Below are 19,895 nucleotides of genomic sequence, written 5' to 3'. Positions count from 1 at the left end.
ATCGTTCATCGCGGGCAAGCCCGCTCCCACAGGGTTACAGGCAGTTTTCAGAACCACTGCAGAACCTGTGGGAGCTGGCTTGCCAGCGATGGCGGCAGATCATTCACCACAAAAATCAGGCACAAAAAAACCGGCGATCATTCACTGATCGCCGGTTTTTCATTCAGCCAAAATTCAAATCACTGCATCAGCACTTCAATCGAGCCATCAGCCGTCATGCTCACCTGGCTGGTGCCCGCTTCAACGTCCGGCGTCACTGGTGCCGAGTCCATCGCTGCCGCTTTCATCATCATCGGTGCGCGCAGGTACGGTTGTGGGTAACCGTTGCTGTTGAGGTTCAGGTTGACGATTTTGTAGCCCTTGCCACCCAGTGCATCGGTGGCCAGTTGCGCGCGGGCCTTGAACGCGGTTACGGCTTCTTTGAGCAGGGCGTCTTCGCTGGTTTTGCGGGTCGGGTCGGCGATGGCGAAGTCCATGCCGCCCATTTTCAGGTCACCCAACAGTTCGCCGGTGAGTTTGGACAGGGCGGCGAAGTCGGAGCTTTCCAGGCGCAGTTCGGCGCGTTCACGCCAGCCGGTGATCTTCTGGCCTTTGGTGTCGTAGATCGGGTAGCTGTTGCGGCTGCCCTGGCGCAGGGTGATGTCTTTGACTTGCTTGGCCTGGGCCAAAGCCTTGTTCATGGTGGTGCTGACGTCGGCGGCGAGTTTGGCCGGGTCGGTGTTTTGTTCTTCGGTGTAGAGGGTGACGATCATCAGGTCGCGGGCGACTTCCGTGCTGACTTCGGCGCGCAGGGAAATCTGGTTGTAGTGCAGCTCATCGGCGGCGAGTGCCGGAAGGCTGGCGACGCTGCCCACTGTCAGGGCGAGAAGGGCGGCGCTGCGGCGGAATGTGTGCATGAAAGCTCCTTGATGAGGGCGCAGGTGATGGTTCGGGGGCCTGCGTGAAACCATCAGACTCTAGCTTTAATGATCCGGTTCGCCCAGTTACAACTTCTATACAGATACCCCGGCCCACAGAACCTGAGTCGAATGAGCTTTTGTGGCGAGGGGATTTATCCCCGTTCGGCTGCGCAGCAGTCGCAAATCCGGCTGATGCGGTATGTCTGGTTAAATGAGGTCGCATGATTTGGGGCGGCTACGCCACCCAGCGGGGATAAATCCCCTCGCCACAATTGATCTCGGACAGCTTGCGAGGTAGGCAAGTTTGAGAGCCGTGCCATGTGGTCGTTTGCCGCACTTTCGCCTCTCAAGGGCGCGGCTTGGTTATACTCCGTGCGATCCGCCTGGAGCGCTCATCAGGAGAGCTCATGCTCGCCCCCGTACAACTGACTTCCGCCACTCGCCAGAACCTCTGGCGGCTGACTTTCATCCGCACGCTGGTGCTCGCCGCGCAGGCAGGTTCCGTGGGCCTGGCCTACTGGCTGCAATTGTTGCCGTTGCCGTGGGTGCAACTGGCGATGACCCTCGGCTGTTCGATTCTGCTCTGTGTGTTCACCGCCGTGCGCCTGCGCACTTCGTGGCCGGTGACCGAGCTTGAATATGCGCTGCAACTGGCCTGCGACCTGGTGATCCACAGTGCGCTGCTGTATTTCTCTGGCGGTTCGACCAATCCGTTCGTTTCCTATTATCTGGTGCCGCTGACCATCGCCGCCGTGACGCTGCCGTGGCGCTATTCGGTGATCCTGTCGGGCATCGCGCTGGCGCTGTACACGGTGATGCTGACGCGTTTCTATCCGCTGGAAACCTTGCCAGTCGCCCGCGAGAATCTGCAGATCTACGGCATGTGGCTGAGCTTTGCGCTCGCCGCTGCGGTGATCACGTTCTTCGCCGCGCGCATGGCTGAAGAGCTGCGCCGTCAGGAAGAGCTGCGCGCGATCCGCCGCGAAGAAGGTCTGCGCGATCAGCAGTTGCTCGCCGTCGCCACCCAGGCCGCTGGTGCTGCGCATGAGTTGGGCACGCCGCTGGCGACCATGAGCGTGTTGCTCAAAGAGATGCAGCAGGATCATCCCGATCCGCTGCTGCAAGACGATCTGAAAGTGCTGCAGGATCAGGTCAAGCTGTGCAAGCAAACCTTGCAGCAACTGGTACGCGCCGCCGAAGCCAATCGACGTCTGGCGGTCGAGATGCAGGACGTCACCGACTGGCTCGATGAAGCACTCAACCGTTGGCACCTGATGCGCCCCGAGGCCAGTTATCGCTTCCATCGACTTGGCCAGGGCACGGTGCCGCGCATGGCGCCGCCGCCGGACCTGACCCAGGCGCTGCTGAATCTGCTGAACAACGCCGCCGATGCCTGCCCGGAAAATCTTCAGGTCACGCTCGACTGGGACGTGGAAAACCTGACCATCAGTATTCGTGACCACGGCGCCGGTGTGCCGCTGGCCATCGCCGAGCAGATTGGCAAACCATTTTTTACCACCAAGGGCAAAGGTTTCGGCCTGGGCCTGTTTTTGAGCAAGGCCAGCGTGACACGCGCCGGCGGCTCAGTGAAACTCTATAGTCATGAGGAAGGCGGCACGCTCACCGAGCTGCGCCTGCCCCACGGCGCCCGAGGAGACCAACATGAGTGAAGAAATCCAAGTCGAAGGCGAAGAACTGCCGCATTTGCTGCTGGTCGACGATGACGCAACATTCACCCGCGTCATGGCCCGTGCCATGGCTCGTCGTGGCTTTCGCGTCAGCACCGCAGGCTCCGCCGAGGAAGGTCTGACCATCGCCCAGGCCGATTTGCCTGATTACGCCGCGCTCGATCTGAAAATGGACGGCGATTCCGGCCTTGTGCTGCTACCCAAACTGCTGGAGCTGGACCCGGAAATGCGCGTGGTGATCCTCACCGGTTACTCGAGCATTGCCACCGCCGTCGAAGCGATCAAGCGCGGCGCCTGCAACTACCTGTGCAAACCGGCCGACGCCGACGACGTGCTGGCTGCGCTGCTGTCCGAGCACGCCGACCTCGACAGTCTGGTGCCGGAAAACCCGATGTCGGTCGATCGCCTGCAGTGGGAACACATCCAGCGTGTGCTCACCGAACACGAAGGCAACATCTCCGCCACTGCCCGCGCCCTGGGCATGCACCGCCGCACCCTGCAGCGCAAACTGCAGAAGCGCCCGGTTCGTCGCTGAATAAGCGCAACAGCCGTAATTCTCCAGTAAGGCTACCCACGCTGTCGGGTAGCCTTCGGATTCTCAGCCTTTTACGGTGAAAACCAGGTCTTTGGACTTTTCGGCCCTGCCCTCCGAAGATGTTGCAACGTAATTAAACGTCACTTCGGTATCGAAATCCTCTTCTACAAAGATCTCTTTGTTCGTCTCCCAGACAACTTCGCTTTCGGCCAGTTTCGGGCCCCCACTGTCCAGCTCCACGGTCATGTCGTTTGTATAACGAAGCTCTAGAACACCGTAGGTATAGCCTTTTTGACGGCGAACTCTGAGTACGAGTTTTTCACCTTCGATACTGTCCAAGGACAACACCCCATTGAGCACTTGGTCACACGCCAGCGGGGGCAATCCAGTTTTTTCAGTCGTCATGGCCACTTTCCCTTTAGCTGAAATTTGCTTGTTTGTTGCGTTCTTGCTGCTATGAAAATTAATCGTTGCGACTTATGAATTGCTACTGTCAGAAATGACAGTGGCGACCATCGGTTGTCCGGAGTGACGATAAAACTGATCGCGGATGTCCTGAGCTGGCTGAATATCTCCTGAACAAATCACGCCAGCCCTCGCGATAAAACGCACCGATCAACTATGATCGGTGCGTGTCTGTTCTTTTCTATATCGAGCCTTATCCATGAATCAGAACGCTGAATACTCCGCGGTCAACGATGCTGTGCGCGGGCAGTTTTTTCGCAAGGTGTGGGCGATCATCACGCCTTACTGGCGCAGTGAAGAGAAGGGCAAGGCCTGGACGCTGCTGATTGCAGTCATCGCACTCTCGCTGCTTAGCGTGGGCATCTCGGTGTGGTTCAACACCTGGTACAAGGATTTCTACAACGCCCTGCAAAAGAAGGACGAAGCGGCGTTCTGGCAGTTGATCCTGTATTTCTGTGCGATTGCCGCCGTGGCGATTATCGGCGCGGTGTACAGGCTGTATCTGACCCAGATGTTGACGATTCGCTGGCGTGCCTGGCTCACTGAAAAGCATTTCTCGCGTTGGCTAGCCGACAAGAATTACTACCAGCTGGAGCAGGGCGGTTACACCGATAACCCGGACCAGCGGATTTCCGAAGACCTCAATAATTTCACCTCCAACACCCTTGAGCTGGGGATCGGGCTGCTGCGCAATATCGTCAGTCTGGTGTCGTTCTCGATCATTCTGTGGGGCGTGTCGGGCAGCATCGAAATCTATGGCATCACCATTCCCGGCTACATGTTCTGGTGCGTGCTGCTTTATGCGGTGGTGGGCAGTTGGCTGACGCATTTGATCGGTCGTCGTTTGATCGGTCTGAACAACCAACAACAACGCTTCGAAGCCGACCTGCGTTTCTCCATGGTGCGGATTCGCGAGAATGCCGAAAGCATCGCCTTGTACAACGGCGAGCCGAATGAAAATCGTCGCTTGAGCGGCCGCTTCGGCAACGTCTGGCACAATTTCTGGGACATCATGAAAGTGTCCAAGCGTCTGACATTTTTCACCGCCGGTTACAGCCAGGCAGCGATTATTTTCCCTTTCATTGTTGCGTCGCCACGTTACCTCGCCGGCAAGATCGAGCTGGGTGAGCTGATGCAGATCAGCTCGGCATTCGGCAACGTCCAGGAAAGCTTCAGCTGGTTCATCAGCGCCTACCAGAGCCTCGCTTCGTGGCGCGCCACCTGTGATCGTCTGCTGAGTTTCCGTCAGGCGATGACCGACAACGAGCAGCGCGTGCCAGCGATTGATGTGCAGAATCAGGGCAGTGAATTGCAGGTGCATAACCTCGGCCTGGACCTGGCTGACGGTCGTCATCTGTTGACCAGCGCCGACATGACCGTCGAGCCAGGTGATCGCGTGATGCTCAGTGGCCGTTCGGGCAGTGGCAAGTCGACGTTGCTGCGAGCGATGGGGCATCTGTGGCCGGCGGGCCACGGCAACATCCGCTTGCCGGCGGCGCGTTACCTGTTCCTGCCGCAGAAACCGTATCTGCCGATCGGCACCCTGCGCGAGGCATTGAGTTATCCGCAACCGGGCGACACCTACGGGCCGGAACGCTACGAACAGGTGCTGGAAACCTGCCGTCTGCCGCATCTGGTCAAGCGCCTGGACGAGGCCAATCACTGGCAACGCATGCTCTCGCCGGGTGAGCAGCAACGCCTGGCTTTCGCCCGCGCGCTACTGTATGCACCGCAGTGGCTGTACATGGACGAAGCGACTTCGGCGATGGATGAAGAGGATGAGGCGACGTTGTATCAGGCGCTGATCGATCAGTTGCCGGGGCTGAGTATCGTCAGCGTCGGCCATCGCAGCAGCCTCAAACGTTTCCACCCACGGCATGTGCGAATCGACAGCGGCCACCTCGTCGAACAACCCGTCACCGCCTGACCACTTCCCCTGTAGGAGCTGCCGCAGGCTGCGATCTTTTGATCCTTCTTTTGATTTAAAAGACAAAGTCAAAAGATCGCAGCCTGCGGCAGCTCCTACAGGGGGATGTGTGATCGTACAACCTGCTTGCGCTATGATGCCCCCACGCCGAATATTCGAGACAAGACGCACACCATGGAAAACCTGATCGACACCCCGCGCCTTCCGCGCAAGCGCCGCAGCCTCGCTCAGGAGCTGGTGACGGTGCTCAGCGAGCAGATCCGCGATGGCCTGCTCAAGCGTGGCGACAAGTTGCCCACCGAGTCGGCGATCATGGAAGCCCATGGCGTCAGCCGCACCGTGGTGCGTGAGGCGATTTCCCGTTTGCAGGCCGCAGGCCAAGTGGAAACCCGTCATGGCATCGGCACCTTTGTGCTCGATACGCCGAGCCCGAGCGGTTTCCGTATCGATCCGGCGACCGTCGTGACGCTGCGTGACGTCTTGGCGATTCTCGAATTGCGCATCAGCCTCGAAGTGGAGTCCGCCGGCCTGGCCGCGCAACGCCGTAGCGCCGAGCAACTGGCAACCATGCGTGCCGCCCTCGATGCGTTGAAGGAAAGCGCCGCGCACGCCAGTGATGCCGTCGCGTCGGACTTTGCCTTCCACCTGGAAATCGCGCTGTCCACCGGCAACCGCTACTTCACCGACATCATGACCCACCTGGGCACCAGCATCATTCCGCGCACCCGGCTGAATTCAGCGCGACTGGCGCATGACGACCAGCAGCACTACATGAATCGTCTGAGCCGTGAGCACGAAGAAATCTACGAAGCGATCGCCCGTCAGGATTCCGATGCGGCGCGTGCGGCCATGCGCTTGCACCTGACCAACAGCCGCGAACGATTGCGCCAGGCGCATGAAGAGGCTCAGGCGCAGCGGAGCTGAGTGTCTGGCTTTAGCCTTTTGGTGTCTGACCGACCGCTATCGCTGGCAAGCCAGCTCCCACAAGGTCATGCGTTGAGGCTGATTTAGTGTGCGAGGTCTGGTAAGCCAGCTTCCACAGCGGTCATTGTTGATGTCGGTTTTGTGCACGACATCACCTGTGGGAGCTGGCTTGCCAGCGATGGGGCCATTGAATTCAGCGCTGTACTATCGAGCGATCAACCCGCACCGCCAGCGCGCTTTTCCCCGGCGACACCGCAAACGCCGCCACCCCCTGTTTATCCACAACCCCCCGTGCAATCGGCTTGCCATCCGCCAGTAACTCCAGCGGCGCACCCTCAAGGGACTGTCCCGAAGCCAGTTGCACTTTCAATCTGATCGTCATCTCTGCGTTCCTCAATTCGTATTGCCGGTGGGTTGGTAGTCCTTGAGCAGCAGGTACGTGCTCCAGCCCCACCAATCGTCGATGGTGGCGGTGTCGTTGAGGTTGTTGACGTCCTTGCGCCGCAGCACCTTGCCGCCCTCGACCCGAAACAGCGGCGAGAAGTTGTTGGAAAGATTCAGCACGGCGCTGAGATCCGGCAGTCGTTGCAACGCGGCGAAGCTCGACGGTGCGGGCACAGTGCCGCTCAAGTAAGCGGCAAACACCTCATCCGCCGATGCTTGCACGGCTTGACTGACCTGACTCCGGTTGTCGGCATCGCTGGCCTCGAAGTAGCGTTTGTCGCCAAACGCGCGCCACTGAGCACCTTGGCTGTTGCGTACCTTGAGGCCGAATTTGCTGTCCTCGTCGTGCATGAAGCGGGTCACCAGCGAACCGAGATCACTCGGCGTCACCACCGCGGCCATTTCCTTGCGAGGGACGCGCAAGTGCCCGGAGGAAAACAGGTCGGTGAGAAAGTGGTCGGCAAACGCGTTCATCGCATAGGCGCGTTCCAGCAGTTGTAGATCCTGACGGGGACGTGCGGCGACAGCGGTTTGCAGGGCAGCGGTGTGGCCGGCGATGTAGGCGAGTTTCGCCCATTCGCCGAAGTGGTCGGCGTTGTTCGCTGCCAGTTTCAGATAGCGACCGAGGGGAAACAGCGCGGAGACGAAACTGCCGCCGCCAGTGATTTTGTTCCACTCTTCGGACAACGTATCTCCCAATGCATCGTAGGCTTCATGCGCGGGCTTACCGTCTTTGATGGCCTTTTTCACGGCATCGATTTCTTTCTGCATGACCGCAAGAATCTGCGTCGCTTCAGCACGTGAGGCCGGGGTTACCGCGAGCGAATCGAATGCGGCATTGAAGCGTTGCAGGCGATCGACCGGGGTCGCGCCTTCATTGATTGGTCGGTCGACGATGCCATAGAAGTCGCCGCCCAATGAGAGGACCTGGCCGTAGGTAAGGGCTAGCCCGTTCGGCAGGTACAAGGGCACGTTTTGCGCCAGCAGCGGTTCGGCGTCTGCAACGAAGCGCAGCAGGGTGTTATCGCCGATCGCCGTGTGTTCAGCGCCTTCGAAGCGCAGCGACGGCTTGCCTTTGCGGGCTGCAATGGCCGGCGCGGAGGCCGGTTCGACATCGCTGTGGGAGTCGGCGATGTGCAACAGCAGATGAGCATTGTCGGCGCTGAAGGTGATGCCGCTTTCGCTGAAAAGATCATCGAAACGCGCGATGACCGGTTGGGGTTGTTCCTGAGGTTGTGCCTGTAGACCGGACATTTCTGGCTCCTTGATATGTCGTCGGTGGGTTTTATTTGGCTGTATGTATATACAGCTAAATAGACCTTAGCCGAGAAACTTCCTACGTCAAGAAACGATCTTGTCCGACAAAAAAGCCGGGTCGGCGATGAAATGCAGTTGACGGTTATCTTTTAAGTTGTACGATGACCTACAACTTCAGCGAAAGCTGAACGGTCCAATCACAAAAAACGTTGCTACCAGGGTGTTCGAATAATGAATCCACAAGAACTGAAGTCCATCCTCTCTGCCGGCCTGCTGTCTTTCCCGGTGACCGATTTCAACGCGCAGGGTGATTTCAACCGCGCGGGCTACATCAAGCGTCTGGAATGGCTGGCCCCGTATGGCGCTTCAGCTCTGTTCGCCGCTGGCGGCACCGGTGAGTTCTTCTCCCTGGCGGCCAGCGAATATTCGGAAATCATCAAGACTGCCGTCGACACCTGCGCCACCAGCGTGCCGATTCTCGCCGGTGTCGGCGGTTCGACCCGCCAGGCCATCGAGTACGCTCAAGAAGCCGAGCGCCTGGGCGCAAAGGGACTGTTGTTGTTGCCGCACTACCTGACCGAAGCGAGCCAGGACGGCGTTGCCGACCACGTTGAAGCAGTGTGCAAATCGGTCAACATCGGCGTGGTCGTCTACAACCGCAACGTTTGCCGCCTCAACGCGACGCTGCTGGAACGTCTGGCCGAGCGCTGCCCGAACCTGATCGGCTACAAGGACGGTCTGGGCGATATCGAATTGATGGTGTCGATCCGTCGCCGCCTCGGTGATCGCTTCAGCTATCTGGGCGGTCTGCCGACCGCCGAAGTCTACGCCGCGGCCTACAAGGCGCTGGGCGTACCGGTGTACTCCTCGGCGGTGTTCAACTTCATCCCGAAAACCGCGATGGATTTCTACCACGCGATCGCTCGTGAAGATCACGCCACCGTCGGCAAGATCATCGATGACTTCTTCCTGCCATACCTCGACATCCGCAACCGCAAGGCCGGTTACGCCGTGAGCATCGTCAAGGCAGGCGCAAAAATCGCCGGCTATGACGCCGGCCCGGTGCGGGCGCCGCTGACTGATCTGACACGTGAAGAGTACGAAATGCTCGCCGCGCTGATCGACAAGCAAGGTGCGCAGTAACACCCGATTAAAGCGAGGCCGCTGAGCAATCAGCGGCTTTTTGCGTGAAGGCTTTGAGATCTGAGGGCTGCCCCTGTGACAACTGCAAAACGCTACGACAACTACATCAACGGCGAATGGCTTGCCGGTGCCGACTACTCGGCCAACATCAACCCGTCCGAGCTGAGCGACACCATTGGCGACTACGCCAAGGCTGATCTGGGCCAGGTTCACGCCGCCATCGACGCCGCCCGCGCAGCCTTCCCGGCGTATTCGACGTCGGGCATTCAGGCTCGTCATGATTCGCTGGACAAAGTCGGCACGGAAATCCTCGCCCGTCGCGAAGAGCTTGGCACCTTGCTGGCACGGGAGGAGGGCAAGACCCTGCCCGAAGCCATCGGCGAAGTGACCCGCGCCGGCAATATCTTCAAGTTCTTCGCCGGTGAATGCCTGCGTCTGTCCGGCGACTATGTGCCGTCGGTGCGTCCGGGCGTCAACGTCGAAGTCACCCGTGAAGCGCTCGGCGTGGTCGGTCTGATCACCCCGTGGAACTTCCCGATCGCCATTCCAGCGTGGAAGATTGCTCCGGCGCTGGCCTACGGTAACTGCGTAGTCTTGAAACCGGCCGATCTGGTGCCGGGCTGCGCTTGGGCTCTGGCGGAAATCATCTCCCGCGCAGGCTTCCCGGCCGGCGTGTTCAACCTGGTGATGGGCAGCGGTCGTGTGGTTGGCGATGCCTTGGTGCAGAGCCCGAAAGTCGACGGCATCAGCTTCACCGGTTCGGTCGGCGTTGGCCGGCAGATCGCGGTCAGTTGCGTCTCGCGCCAAGCCAAAGTGCAACTGGAAATGGGCGGCAAGAACCCGCAGATCATTCTCGACGACGCCGACCTCAAGCAAGCGGTCGAGCTGTCGGTGCAGAGCGCGTTCTACTCCACCGGCCAGCGTTGCACAGCGTCGAGCCGTTTGATTGTTACTGCCGGGATTCACGACCAGTTCGTCGAAGCCATGGCCGAGCGCATGAAGTCGATCAAGGTCGGCCACGCGCTGAAATCCGGTACTGATATTGGTCCGGTGGTTTCCCAGGCGCAGCTTGAACAGGACATGAAGTACATCGACATCGGCCAGTCCGAAGGTGCGCGTCTGGTCAGTGGCGGTGGTCTGGTGACCTGTGACACCGAAGGTTACTTTCTCGCGCCAACGCTGTTTGCCGACAGTGAAGCGTCGATGCGCATCAGCCGCGAAGAGATCTTCGGCCCGGTGGCCAACATCGTTCGCGTGGCCGATTACGACGCGGCGCTGGCGATGGCCAACGACACCGAGTTCGGTCTGTCGGCGGGTATCGCTACGACTTCACTGAAGTACGCCAACCACTTCAAACGTCACTCGCAAGCCGGGATGGTCATGGTCAACTTGCCGACCGCTGGCGTCGATTACCACGTTCCGTTCGGTGGCCGTAAGGGTTCATCCTATGGCTCACGTGAGCAAGGCCGCTATGCGCAAGAGTTCTACACGGTCGTGAAGACCAGCTACATCGGCTCCTGAATGCAGCACGCGGTGTCGACCCTGACACCGTAATCCCTGTAGGAGCCGCCGCAGGCTGCGATCTTTTGATCCTGTTTTTAAGGTCAAGATCAAAAGATCGCAGCCTTCGGCAGCTCCTACAGGGAACCCGAAATACGAACATCCCGTAATACAGGGAACCCGAAATACGGATACCCCGTAATACAGGGTGCACCCGAACACGGACATCCCCGTGATACAGGGAATACCCGGAATACCGGGACCAAAGAAGATTCACCCGCGCATAAAAATAATCAGTGGGAGTACATCTACATGCAATCGTCCAAGCCGACTCACGTCCGCTATTTGATCCTGCTCATGCTGTTTCTGGTGACCACGATCAACTACGCCGACCGCGCCACGATCGCCATTGCCGGCTCCAGCCTGCAAAAAGATCTGGGCATCGACGCAGTCACCCTCGGCTACATCTTCTCCGCGTTCGGTTGGGCGTACGTCGCCGGGCAAATTCCTGGTGGCTGGTTGCTCGATCGCTTCGGCTCGAAAAAAGTCTATGCCCTGAGCATTTTCACCTGGTCGCTGTTCACCGTGCTGCAAGGCTTTGTCGGTGAGTTCGGCATGTCCACAGCGATTGTTGCGCTGTTCATGCTGCGCTTTCTGGTCGGTCTGGCTGAAGCGCCTTCGTTCCCCGGCAATGCGCGCATCGTTGCCGCATGGTTCCCGACCGCTGAACGCGGTACCGCCTCGGCGATCTTCAACTCGGCGCAATATTTTGCCACCGTGTTGTTCGCGCCGCTGATGGGCTGGATCGTTTACTCCTTCGGCTGGGAACATGTGTTCATTGTCATGGGTGTGTTCGGCATCGTCTTCTCGGGCATCTGGCTGAAGGTTATCCACAGCCCGCGCCAACACCCGATGGCCAACGAAGCGGAAGTGCAGTTCATCGCCGACAACGGCGGCATGGTCGACATGGACGTCAAGCAAGGTAAAAAAACCGACGGCCCGAAATGGGATTACATCCGTCAGTTACTGACCAACCGCATGATGCTCGGTGTTTATCTGGGTCAATACTGCATCAACGGCATCACCTATTTCTTCCTGACCTGGTTCCCGGTGTATCTGGTGCAAGAGCGTGGCATGACCATTCTCAAGGCCGGTTTCATTGCCTCGTTGCCGGCGATCTGCGGCTTCATTGGCGGCGTGCTCGGCGGGGTGATTTCCGATTACCTGTTGCGCAAAGGCCACTCGCTGACCTTCGCCCGCAAAGCACCGATCATCGCTGGTCTGCTGGTGTCGAGCAGCATCGTTGCCTGCAACTATGTCGATGTGGAATGGATGGTGGTCGGCTTCATGGCGTTGGCGTTCTTCGGCAAAGGCGTTGGCGCACTGGGTTGGGCGGTGGTTTCCGACACCTCGCCAAAACAGATCGCCGGTCTGAGCGGTGGCCTGTTCAACACCTTCGGCAACATCGCTTCGATCACCACGCCGATCGTGATTGGCTACATCATCAGCTCCACCGGTTCGTTCAAATGGGCACTGGTGTTCGTTGGTGCCAACGCACTGGTCGCGGTGTTCAGCTATCTGGTCATCGTCGGCCCGATCAAACGTGTGGTACTCAAAGAGCCGCCAACCAACGGCGGTACTGAAGCCACCGGTAAATTGTCTCAAGCGCATTCCTGAGGAGCGGCGTCATGCAGTTGATTGAACATTCCGACTCGCCGCGCTACATCCGCCTGCACGAGCGGGACAACGTAGTGGTAGTGGTCAACGATCAGGGCGTGCCGGCCGGCACTGAATTCGCCGATGGCCTAGTGACGCTGGATTTCGTCCCGCAGAGCCACAAGGTCACCCTCGAAGACATTCCCGAGGGCGGCCAGGTGATTCGTTACGGTCAGGTGATTGGCTACGCGTTGCAGCCGATTCACCGTGGCAGTTGGGTCAAGGAAGATCAACTGCGCATGCCGACCGCGCCGCCGCTGGACAGCCTGCCGCTGTCGACCGACGTGCCGGCCGCGCAGGCACCGCTGGAAGGTTTCACCTTCGAGGGGTATCGCAATGCTGACGGCACTGTCGGCACGCGCAATATTCTCGGCATCACCACCACCGTGCAGTGCGTCACCGGCGTGCTCGATCATGCGGTGAAACGCATCAAGGACGAGCTGCTGCCGAAATACCCGCACGTCGATGACGTGGTGGCGCTGACCCACAGTTATGGCTGCGGCGTGGCGATCACCGCCACCGACGCCTACATCCCGATTCGTACCGTGCGCAATCTGGCGCGCAACCCGAATCTGGGTGGCGAAGCGTTGGTGATCAGTCTGGGCTGCGAGAAATTGCAGGCCGGGCAGGTGATGCACGAGGACGATGCATCGGTCGATCTCAGCGATCCGTGGCTGTATCGCCTGCAGGATTCCAGTCACGGTTTCACCGAGATGATCGAACAGATCATGCAACTGGCTGAAGTGCGCCTGAAGAAACTCGACCAGCGCCGCCGCGAAACCGTGCCGGCGTCCGAGTTGATTCTTGGCATGCAATGCGGCGGTAGCGATGCGTTTTCCGGGATCACCGCCAACCCGGCGCTGGGCTATGCCTCGGACTTGTTGTTGCGCGCGGGGGCCACGGTGATGTTTTCCGAAGTCACCGAAGTGCGCGATGCGATTTACCTGCTGACTTCTCGTGCTGAAACCAAGACTGTCGCCGAGGAACTGGTGCGCGAGATGGACTGGTACGACCGTTATCTGGCCAAGGGTGAGGCGGATCGTAGTGCGAATACCACGCCGGGGAACAAGAAGGGCGGGCTGTCGAACATTGTCGAAAAGTCGTTGGGCTCGATCGTCAAATCCGGCAGCAGCGCGATCAACGGCGTGCTCGGTCCGGGCGAGCGGTTCAAGCAGAAGGGTCTGATTTTCTGTGCGACGCCAGCGAGTGATTTTGTCTGCGGCACGTTGCAGTTGGCGGCGGGGATGAACCTGCATGTGTTCACCACCGGGCGTGGCACGCCGTATGGGTTGGCGATGGCGCCAGTGGTGAAAGTCTCGACGCGTACGGAATTGGCGCAGCGCTGGCCGGATCTGATCGACATCGACGCCGGGCGGATTGCCACCGGGCGCGCGACCATCGAGGAATTGGGTTGGGAGTTGTTTCACTACTATCTGGATGTGGCGAGCGGCAAGCAGCAGACGTGGGCGGAGAAGCACAAGCTGCATAACGACATTACGCTGTTCAACCCGGCGCCGATTACCTGACGGTTTTTGGGTAGGGCAAAAGCTGCCCTCACCCCAGCCCTCTCCCGGAGGGAGAGGGGGCTGACCGAGTTGTCTGGCGCTATACATCGACTTGAAATACCGAGTTGATTATGGATTCAACGATGTCATTTCAGGTCGATGGATTTCTGCAATATCCCCCGATCGACCCCTCTCCCTCGGGGGAGAGGATTAGGGTGAGGGGCCTACCGAGTTGTCTGGCGCTGTACATCGACTTGAAATACCGAGTTGATTATGGATTCAGCGATGTCATTTCAGGTCGATGGATTTCTGCAATATCCCCCGATCGGTCCCCTCTCCCTCGGGGAGAGGGCTAGGGTGAGGGGCTGATCGAGTTGTCTGGCGCTGTACATCGACTTGAAATACCGAGTTGATTATGGATTCAGCGATGTCATTTCAGGTCGGTGGATTTCTGCAATATCCCCCGATCGGTCCCCTCTCCCTCGGGGAGAGGGCTAGGGTGAGGGGCTGATCGAGTTGTCTGGCGCTGTACATCGACTTGAAATACCGAGTTGATTATGGATTCAGCGATGTCATTTCAGGTCGGTGGATTTCTGCAATATCCCCCGATCGGTCCCCTCTCCCTCGGGGAGAGGATTAGGGTGAGGGGCTGATCGAGTTGTCTGGCGCTGTACATCGACTTGAAATACCGAGTTGATTATGGATTCAGCGATGTCATTTCAGGTCGATGGATTTCTGCAATATCCCCGATCGTCTCCTCTCCCTCCGGGAAAGGGCTAGGGTGAGGGGCTGATCGAGTTGTCTGGCGCTATACATCGACTTGAAATACCGAGTTGATTATGGATTCAGCGATGTCATTTCAGGTCGATGGATTTCTGCAATATCCCCGATCGTCTCCTCTCCCTCCGGGAAAGGGCTAGGGTGAGGGGCTGATCGAGTTGTCTGGCGCTGTACATCGACTTGAAATACCGAGTTGATTATGGATTCAACGAAGTCATTTCAGGTCGATGGATTTCTGCAATATCCCCCGATCGGTCCCCTCTCCCACAGGGAGAGGGCTAGGGTGAGGGGCTGATCGAGGTGTCTGGCGCTATACATCGACTTGAAATACCGAGTTGATTATGGATTCAACGATGTCATTTCAGGTCGATGGATTAATGCAATATCCCCCGATCGGTCCCCTCTCCCTCGGGGAGAGGGCTAGGGTGAGGGGCTTTTGCTTTATCATTGGCATCCAACGACGCTCATCCAAGGCTCCCCCGGCATGCTGGCAATCTTCCTCGAAACCCTGAACATCACCGCGCCGGTATTTGCCATGTTGTTTCTCGGTGTGCTGCTCAAGCGCATCGACTGGATCAACGACAACTTCATTCACACCGCCTCCTCGCTGGTGTTCAACGTGACCATGCCGGCGCTGCTGTTCCTCGGCATTCTGCATGCCGATCTGCACGCCGCGTTGCAACCGTCCCTGCTGATCTACTTCTCCCTCGCCACGCTGGTGAGCTTTGCCCTGGCCTGGGGCTGGGCGATTTTCAAATGCCCGCGCGAAGATCGCGGTATCTACACCCAAGGCGCATTTCGCGGTAACAACGGCGTGATCGGTCTGGCACTGGCGGCGAGCATGTACGGCGATTACGGGATTTCCCTCGGCGCGATTCTCGCGGCGCTGGTGATCCTGTTCTACAACACGCTGTCGACCATCGTGTTGGCGGTGTACAGCCCGGTGATCAAGTCCGATCCGTGGAGCATCTGCAAAAGCGTGTTCAGCAATCCGCTGATCATCAGCGTGATCGCGGCGGCGCCGTTTGCTTATTTCAAGATCGGTTTGCCGGGCTGGCTGGAGACTTCCGGCCAGTATCTGGCGCAGACCACGTTACCGCTGGCGCTGATCTGCATCGGCGGCACCCTGTCGCTGGCAGCGCTGCGCAAGAGCGGCAACATGGCGCTGAGTTCAAGCCTGGTGAAGATGATCGGTTTGCCGGTGCTGGCGACGTTGGGGGCTTGGCTGTGGGGCTTTCGCGGGGCGGAGTTGGGGATTCTGTTTTTGTACTTCGGTAGCCCGACGGCGGCGGCAAGTTTCGTCATGGCGCGGGCGGCGCAGGGCAATCATGAGCTGGCGGCGGCGATTATTGTGCTGACCACGTTGATGGCGGCGATTACCACCAATGTCGGGATCTTCGTTTTGCAGTGGGGTGGGTGGATTTAAAGCAGATCAAAAGATCGCAGCCTGCGGCAGCTCCTACATGGGAATGTGTACTCCTGTAGGAGCTGCCGAAGGCTGCGATCTTTCAGCTCTTCTCGTAGGTATCGATCACTTCCTGCGCCGCGCGAAATGCGTCAATCGCCGCCGGCACGCCGGCATACACCGCGCAATGCAGCAGCGCCTCGCGAATCTCATCCACCGTGCAACCGTTGTTCAGCGCACCACGCACATGGCCTTTCAACTCCTGCGGGCACTTCAACGCCGTCAGCGCGGCGAGGGTGATCAAGCTGCGCGTCTTCAGCGGCAAACCTTCACGATTCCACACGCCGCCCCACGCGTGTTCATTGACGAAATCCTGCAGCGGCTGGGTGAACTCGGTGGCGTTATCCAACGCTCGATCAACAAACGCATCGCCCATTACCTGGCGGCGAACTTCAACCCCGGACTTCTTCGATTCGGTCATGGTTTATCACTCTTGTGGTGTTGGTGGCGCCAGGCGCGGATCGACGTGAACAGCAGAAACATCAACAGCGCCGGCAGGACATAAAACAGCATCAAGCGCTCAAGTTTGCCGGCCAGCGGCATGCCGGTGGTGAACGACACCACGTGCAACCCGTAAGCCAGATACAAACCCAGCAACAACAACCCCTCGGCGCGGGTCACGCGGTAGCCGGAATAGAACACCGGCAGGCACAACGCGGCGACGCCGAGCATCACCGGCAGGTCGAAATCCAGTGCGTTCGGCGATACCGACAGTGGCGTCGGCGCGATCAACGCGGTCAGGCCGAGTACGCCGAGCAAGTTGAACAGGTTGGCGCCGATGACGTTGCCCACGGCGATGTCGCGTTGTCCGCGCAATGCCGCGATCAGCGAGGTTGCCAGTTCCGGTAGCGAGGTGCCAACGGCGACCACGGTAAGGCCGATCACCCGCTCCGAGAAGCCGAGGTCCGTCGCCACCACCACGGCGGCGCCCAGCAGCAGGTGCCCGGCGAACACCAGCATGGCGAGGCCGGCGATGATCATCAACGAACTGCCGATCCAGGAGGCCGGCGCGGTGTCTGTCTGTTCAGAATGTGGTCGCGTCGAGTGGCGTGACTGGCGCAACAGCAAGCCCAGGTATAGCGCCAGGGTGGCCAGCAGCAGAATGCCGTCGAAGCGGCCGATCTCTTCATTCCAGGCGAGCACGAACACCAGCAGGCTGGCGCCGATCATCAGCGGAATATCGAGGCGCACCAGTTGCCGGGAGACGCGCAGCGGAATGATCAGCGCCGACAGGCCGAGGGTGACGAGGATGTTGAAGATGCTGCTGCCGACCACACTGCTGACCGCAATGTCGGGGTTGTGCGCCAACGCCGCCTGCACACTGACCGCCATCTGCGGTGCGCTGCTGCCGAGGGCGACGATGGTCAGGCCGATGATCAACGGGCGCACGTGCAGGCGCTCGGCCAGACGCACCGCCGCACGCACCATCAGCTCGGCGCCGAAGATCAGCAGGCACAGGCCGGCAAGCAGTTCGATCACGCTGATCAGCGGCAAATCGGTCAGTCCGAAAATAGTCAGCGCTCCATCAGTCGTCGAGGGCCTGTACGCGCACCCGCGCGGTGCCGCTGCGCAGCATGCCGAGCTGTTCGGCGGCCGCGCGTGACACATCGATCAGACGGCCACGGGTGTGCGGGCCGCGGTCGTTGATGCGAACCACGACGGATTCATCGTTTTTCAGGTTGGTGATCTTCACCCGCGTGCCAAAGGGTAGCTGGCGGTGGGCGGCGGTCAGGGAATTCTGGTTGAACGCTTCGCCACTGGCGGTGCGTTTACCGTGGTGCTTGGCACCGTAATAGGAGGCGACGCCGGTCTGGTCGTAACCGTGCGGGTCGATGATGTCGGTGCTGGCGCAACCGGCCAGCAAGGAGAGCAGGGCGCAGCTGATGAACAAACGCTTCATTCAAAGGTTTCCCGAAACTAGTGCAGGGTGAGCTTTTGTGGCGAGGGGATTTATCCCCGTTGGACTGCGCAGCAGTCCCAAAATCTGAGAGCTCGGTTTATCTGGTGTAAATCAAGCTCGGCATTTGGGGCCGCTTCGCAGCCCAACGGGGATAAATCCCCTCGCCACAGATCACTCCCACAGGAGATGGAGCCAGGCTTTGAGTCTGGCTCCATTTGCATCAGCCTTCGAGCTTGCTTTTCAGCAGTTCGTTCACTTGCTGCGGGTTGGCCTTGCCTTTCGACGCTTTCATCGCCTGGCCAACAAAGAAGCCGAACATCTTGCCGCGTTTGGCTTCATCAGCCGCACGGTACTGTTCAACCTGCTCGGCGTTGGCCGCGAGCATTTCGTCGAGCACGGCCGAGATCGCGCCGCTGTCGGTCACCTGCTTCAGGCCACGCTTTTCGATGATCTCGTCTGCGCTGCCTTCACCGTTGGCCATCGCTTCGAACACCACCTTGGCGATCTTGCCGGAGATGGTGTTGTCCTTGATGCGTTGCAGCATGCCGCCCAACAGTTCCGCCGAAACCGGCGACTCGTCGATGTCCAGGCCTTGTTTGTTGAGCAGGCTGCCCAACTCGACCATCACCCAGTTCGCCGCCAGTTTGGCGTCGCCGCCGATGGCCGCGACTTTCTCGAAGTAATCGGCTTGTTCGCGGCTGGTGGCCAGGACGCTGGCGTCATAGACCGACAGACCGAATTGCTCCTGGAAACGCTCGCGTTTTTGCGGAGGCAGTTCCGGCAGGGTGGCGCGGACCTCACCGAGGAACGACTCTTCGATGATCACCGGCAGCAGGTCCGGATCTGGGAAGTAACGGTAGTCGTTGGCTTCCTCTTTCGAACGCATCGGACGGGTCTCGTCCTTGTTCGGATCGTACAGACGGGTCTGCTGGATCACTTTGCCGCCGTCTTCGATCAGCTCGATCTGACGCTGGATCTCGGAGTTGATCGCCTTCTCGATGAAACGGAACGAATTGACGTTCTTGATCTCGCAACGCGTGCCGAATTCAACCTGGCCTTTCGGACGGATCGACACGTTGCAGTCGCAACGCAGCGAGCCTTCGGCCATGTTGCCGTCGCAGATGCCCAGGTAACGCACCAGCGCGTGGACTGCCTTGACGTAAGCCACGGCTTCCTTGGCACTGCGCATGTCCGGCTCGGAAACGATTTCCAGCAGCGGCGTGCCGGCACGGTTCAGGTCGATGCCGGTAGCACCGTTGAATTCTTCGTGCAGGCTCTTGCCGGCATCTTCTTCCAGGTGCGCGCGGGTGATGCCGACGCGTTTGACCGTGCCATCTTCGAGGGCGATGTCCAGGTGGCCTTTGCCAACAATCGGCAATTCCATCTGGCTGATCTGATAGCCCTTCGGCAGATCCGGGTAGAAGTAGTTTTTACGCGCGAACACGTTGTGCTGACCGATCTCGGCGTCAATCGCCAGACCGAACATCACCGCCATACGCACGGCTTCCTGGTTCAGCACCGGCAATACACCGGGCATGCCCAGGTCGATCAGGCTGGCTTGGGTGTTCGGCTCGGAGCCGAACGTGGTGGAACTACCGGAAAAGATTTTCGACCGGGTAGTGAGCTGAGTATGAATCTCCAGCCCGATCACGACTTCCCATTGCATGTGTGTCTCCTAGCCTTTTGCTGGGGATTTTGAAACGTCGCGAGCGAAGGTAAGGCAAGGCGAAAACTGGCGAGTAAGCGG

At 59.2% G+C, this 19,895-nt stretch carries 17 protein-coding genes; 9 read left to right on the top strand and 8 right to left on the bottom strand.

All coding sequences use genetic code 11. The annotated features are described in order from the left end of the window. Positions 1-179: 179 nt before the first annotated feature. Positions 180-896 carry an SIMPL domain-containing protein gene (locus tag QOL84_RS15000; protein ID WP_283437696.1) on the bottom strand — a complete coding sequence of 239 codons (717 nt, stop codon included), beginning with the start codon at positions 894-896 and terminating at the stop codon, positions 180-182. Between the two features lie 410 nt (positions 897-1,306). Between QOL84_RS15000 and QOL84_RS14995 the strand changes: the two genes are divergently transcribed. Together QOL84_RS14995 and QOL84_RS14990 are read left to right on the top strand one after the other, a co-directional pair. Next, a complete protein-coding gene (locus tag QOL84_RS14995) occupies positions 1,307-2,569 on the top strand; it encodes an ATP-binding protein (protein WP_129389090.1) in 1,263 nt (420 codons plus the stop codon). Beyond that, positions 2,562-3,122 carry a response regulator transcription factor gene (locus QOL84_RS14990; protein ID WP_085611319.1) on the top strand — a complete coding sequence of 187 codons (561 nt, stop codon included), beginning with the start codon at positions 2,562-2,564 and terminating at the stop codon, positions 3,120-3,122. The genes QOL84_RS14995 and QOL84_RS14990 overlap by 8 nt, the downstream gene beginning before the upstream one ends. A 63-nt stretch (positions 3,123-3,185) precedes the next feature. On the opposite strand, the gene QOL84_RS14985 is transcribed toward QOL84_RS14990, so the two are convergent. Beyond that, positions 3,186-3,527 (bottom strand): hypothetical protein, encoded by a 342-nt coding sequence (locus QOL84_RS14985; RefSeq protein ID WP_283437695.1) that lies wholly within the window; start codon positions 3,525-3,527, stop codon positions 3,186-3,188. Between the two features lie 259 nt (positions 3,528-3,786). On the opposite strand from QOL84_RS14985, the gene QOL84_RS14980 reads away from it, so the two are divergent. Together QOL84_RS14980 and QOL84_RS14975 are read left to right on the top strand one after the other, a co-directional pair. Then, entirely contained in the window at positions 3,787-5,514 is a 1,728-nt protein-coding gene (locus tag QOL84_RS14980; RefSeq protein WP_283437694.1) for an ABC transporter ATP-binding protein/permease, read from the top strand. 174 nt (positions 5,515-5,688) lie between these two features. Continuing rightward, on the top strand, positions 5,689-6,438 hold the full coding sequence (locus QOL84_RS14975; RefSeq protein ID WP_283437693.1) for a FadR/GntR family transcriptional regulator: 750 nt from the start codon (positions 5,689-5,691) through the stop codon (positions 6,436-6,438). 193 nt (positions 6,439-6,631) lie between these two features. Here the strand turns inward: QOL84_RS14975 and QOL84_RS14970 are convergent, their stop codons facing one another. Together QOL84_RS14970 and QOL84_RS14965 are read right to left on the bottom strand one after the other, a co-directional pair. Continuing rightward, positions 6,632-6,820: a hypothetical protein gene (locus tag QOL84_RS14970; protein WP_283437692.1), complete on the bottom strand. Its 189-nt coding sequence runs from the start codon at positions 6,818-6,820 to the stop codon at positions 6,632-6,634. Between the two features lie 11 nt (positions 6,821-6,831). Beyond that, the gene (locus tag QOL84_RS14965) at positions 6,832-8,136 is read right to left on the bottom strand and encodes a phospholipase (RefSeq protein ID WP_283437691.1); all 1,305 of its coding nucleotides are present in this window, start codon (positions 8,134-8,136) and stop codon (positions 6,832-6,834) included. A gap of 234 nt (positions 8,137-8,370) precedes the next feature. Between QOL84_RS14965 and kdgD the strand changes: the two genes are divergently transcribed. From kdgD to QOL84_RS14940, 5 genes are all read left to right on the top strand, one after another. Continuing rightward, on the top strand, positions 8,371-9,282 hold the full coding sequence (kdgD, locus tag QOL84_RS14960) for a 5-dehydro-4-deoxyglucarate dehydratase (RefSeq protein WP_129389108.1): 912 nt from the start codon (positions 8,371-8,373) through the stop codon (positions 9,280-9,282). A 75-nt stretch (positions 9,283-9,357) separates the two neighbouring features. Beyond that, positions 9,358-10,803 carry an aldehyde dehydrogenase family protein gene (locus QOL84_RS14955; RefSeq protein ID WP_283437690.1) on the top strand — a complete coding sequence of 482 codons (1,446 nt, stop codon included), beginning with the start codon at positions 9,358-9,360 and terminating at the stop codon, positions 10,801-10,803. A gap of 291 nt (positions 10,804-11,094) precedes the next feature. Then, positions 11,095-12,459, top strand: a complete 1,365-nt coding sequence (locus QOL84_RS14950; protein ID WP_129389114.1) for an MFS transporter — start codon at positions 11,095-11,097, stop codon at positions 12,457-12,459. 11 nt (positions 12,460-12,470) lie between these two features. After that, a complete protein-coding gene (gene garD, locus QOL84_RS14945) occupies positions 12,471-14,024 on the top strand; it encodes a galactarate dehydratase (RefSeq protein WP_283437689.1) in 1,554 nt (517 codons plus the stop codon). Positions 14,025-15,267: 1,243 nt separating this feature from the next. Further along, entirely contained in the window at positions 15,268-16,209 is a 942-nt protein-coding gene (locus tag QOL84_RS14940) for an AEC family transporter (RefSeq protein ID WP_283437688.1), read from the top strand. 82 nt (positions 16,210-16,291) lie between these two features. Here QOL84_RS14940 and QOL84_RS14935 read toward each other — a convergent pair whose 3' ends face one another. The 4 genes from QOL84_RS14935 to gatB form a co-directional block, all read right to left on the bottom strand. After that, positions 16,292-16,669 (bottom strand): carboxymuconolactone decarboxylase family protein, encoded by a 378-nt coding sequence (locus QOL84_RS14935; protein WP_283437687.1) that lies wholly within the window; start codon positions 16,667-16,669, stop codon positions 16,292-16,294. After that, complete coding sequence (locus QOL84_RS14930) at positions 16,666-17,727, bottom strand: calcium/sodium antiporter (RefSeq protein WP_283438658.1); 1,062 nt, start codon at positions 17,725-17,727, stop codon at positions 16,666-16,668. The genes QOL84_RS14935 and QOL84_RS14930 overlap by 4 nt, the downstream gene beginning before the upstream one ends. Positions 17,728-17,773: 46 nt before the next feature. Next, complete coding sequence (locus QOL84_RS14925; protein ID WP_129389124.1) at positions 17,774-18,148, bottom strand: septal ring lytic transglycosylase RlpA family protein; 375 nt, start codon at positions 18,146-18,148, stop codon at positions 17,774-17,776. 220 nt (positions 18,149-18,368) lie between these two features. Beyond that, the gene (gatB, locus tag QOL84_RS14920; protein WP_129389127.1) at positions 18,369-19,814 is read right to left on the bottom strand and encodes an Asp-tRNA(Asn)/Glu-tRNA(Gln) amidotransferase subunit GatB; all 1,446 of its coding nucleotides are present in this window, start codon (positions 19,812-19,814) and stop codon (positions 18,369-18,371) included. Positions 19,815-19,895 lie beyond the last annotated feature (81 nt).

Source organism: Pseudomonas helmanticensis (assembly GCF_900182985.1).
Taxonomy (GTDB): Bacteria; Pseudomonadota; Gammaproteobacteria; order Pseudomonadales; family Pseudomonadaceae; genus Aquipseudomonas; species Aquipseudomonas helmanticensis.
This window is presented reverse-complemented; position numbering and strand designations above follow the sequence as displayed.

What these genes read in the sequence shown, in the direction of transcription:
- QOL84_RS14975 (WP_283437693.1), top strand. Translation starts at nt 5,689, where the DNA reads ATGGAAAACCTGATCGACACCCCGCGCCTTCCGCGCAAGCGCCGCAGC.
- kdgD (WP_129389108.1), top strand. Translation starts at nt 8,371, where the DNA reads ATGAATCCACAAGAACTGAAGTCCATCCTCTCTGCCGGCCTGCTGTCT.
- QOL84_RS14925 (WP_129389124.1), bottom strand. Translation starts at nt 18,148, where the DNA reads ATGAAGCGTTTGTTCATCAGCTGCGCCCTGCTCTCCTTGCTGGCCGGT.
- QOL84_RS14970 (WP_283437692.1), bottom strand. Translation starts at nt 6,820, where the DNA reads ATGACGATCAGATTGAAAGTGCAACTGGCTTCGGGACAGTCCCTTGAG.
- QOL84_RS14995 (WP_129389090.1), top strand. Translation starts at nt 1,307, where the DNA reads ATGCTCGCCCCCGTACAACTGACTTCCGCCACTCGCCAGAACCTCTGG.
- QOL84_RS14940 (WP_283437688.1), top strand. Translation starts at nt 15,268, where the DNA reads ATGCTGGCAATCTTCCTCGAAACCCTGAACATCACCGCGCCGGTATTT.
- QOL84_RS14985 (WP_283437695.1), bottom strand. Translation starts at nt 3,527, where the DNA reads ATGACGACTGAAAAAACTGGATTGCCCCCGCTGGCGTGTGACCAAGTG.
- QOL84_RS14950 (WP_129389114.1), top strand. Translation starts at nt 11,095, where the DNA reads ATGCAATCGTCCAAGCCGACTCACGTCCGCTATTTGATCCTGCTCATG.
- QOL84_RS14965 (WP_283437691.1), bottom strand. Translation starts at nt 8,136, where the DNA reads ATGTCCGGTCTACAGGCACAACCTCAGGAACAACCCCAACCGGTCATC.
- QOL84_RS15000 (WP_283437696.1), bottom strand. Translation starts at nt 896, where the DNA reads ATGCACACATTCCGCCGCAGCGCCGCCCTTCTCGCCCTGACAGTGGGC.
- QOL84_RS14990 (WP_085611319.1), top strand. Translation starts at nt 2,562, where the DNA reads ATGAGTGAAGAAATCCAAGTCGAAGGCGAAGAACTGCCGCATTTGCTG.
- QOL84_RS14935 (WP_283437687.1), bottom strand. Translation starts at nt 16,669, where the DNA reads ATGACCGAATCGAAGAAGTCCGGGGTTGAAGTTCGCCGCCAGGTAATG.
- garD (WP_283437689.1), top strand. Translation starts at nt 12,471, where the DNA reads ATGCAGTTGATTGAACATTCCGACTCGCCGCGCTACATCCGCCTGCAC.
- QOL84_RS14980 (WP_283437694.1), top strand. Translation starts at nt 3,787, where the DNA reads ATGAATCAGAACGCTGAATACTCCGCGGTCAACGATGCTGTGCGCGGG.
- gatB (WP_129389127.1), bottom strand. Translation starts at nt 19,814, where the DNA reads ATGCAATGGGAAGTCGTGATCGGGCTGGAGATTCATACTCAGCTCACT.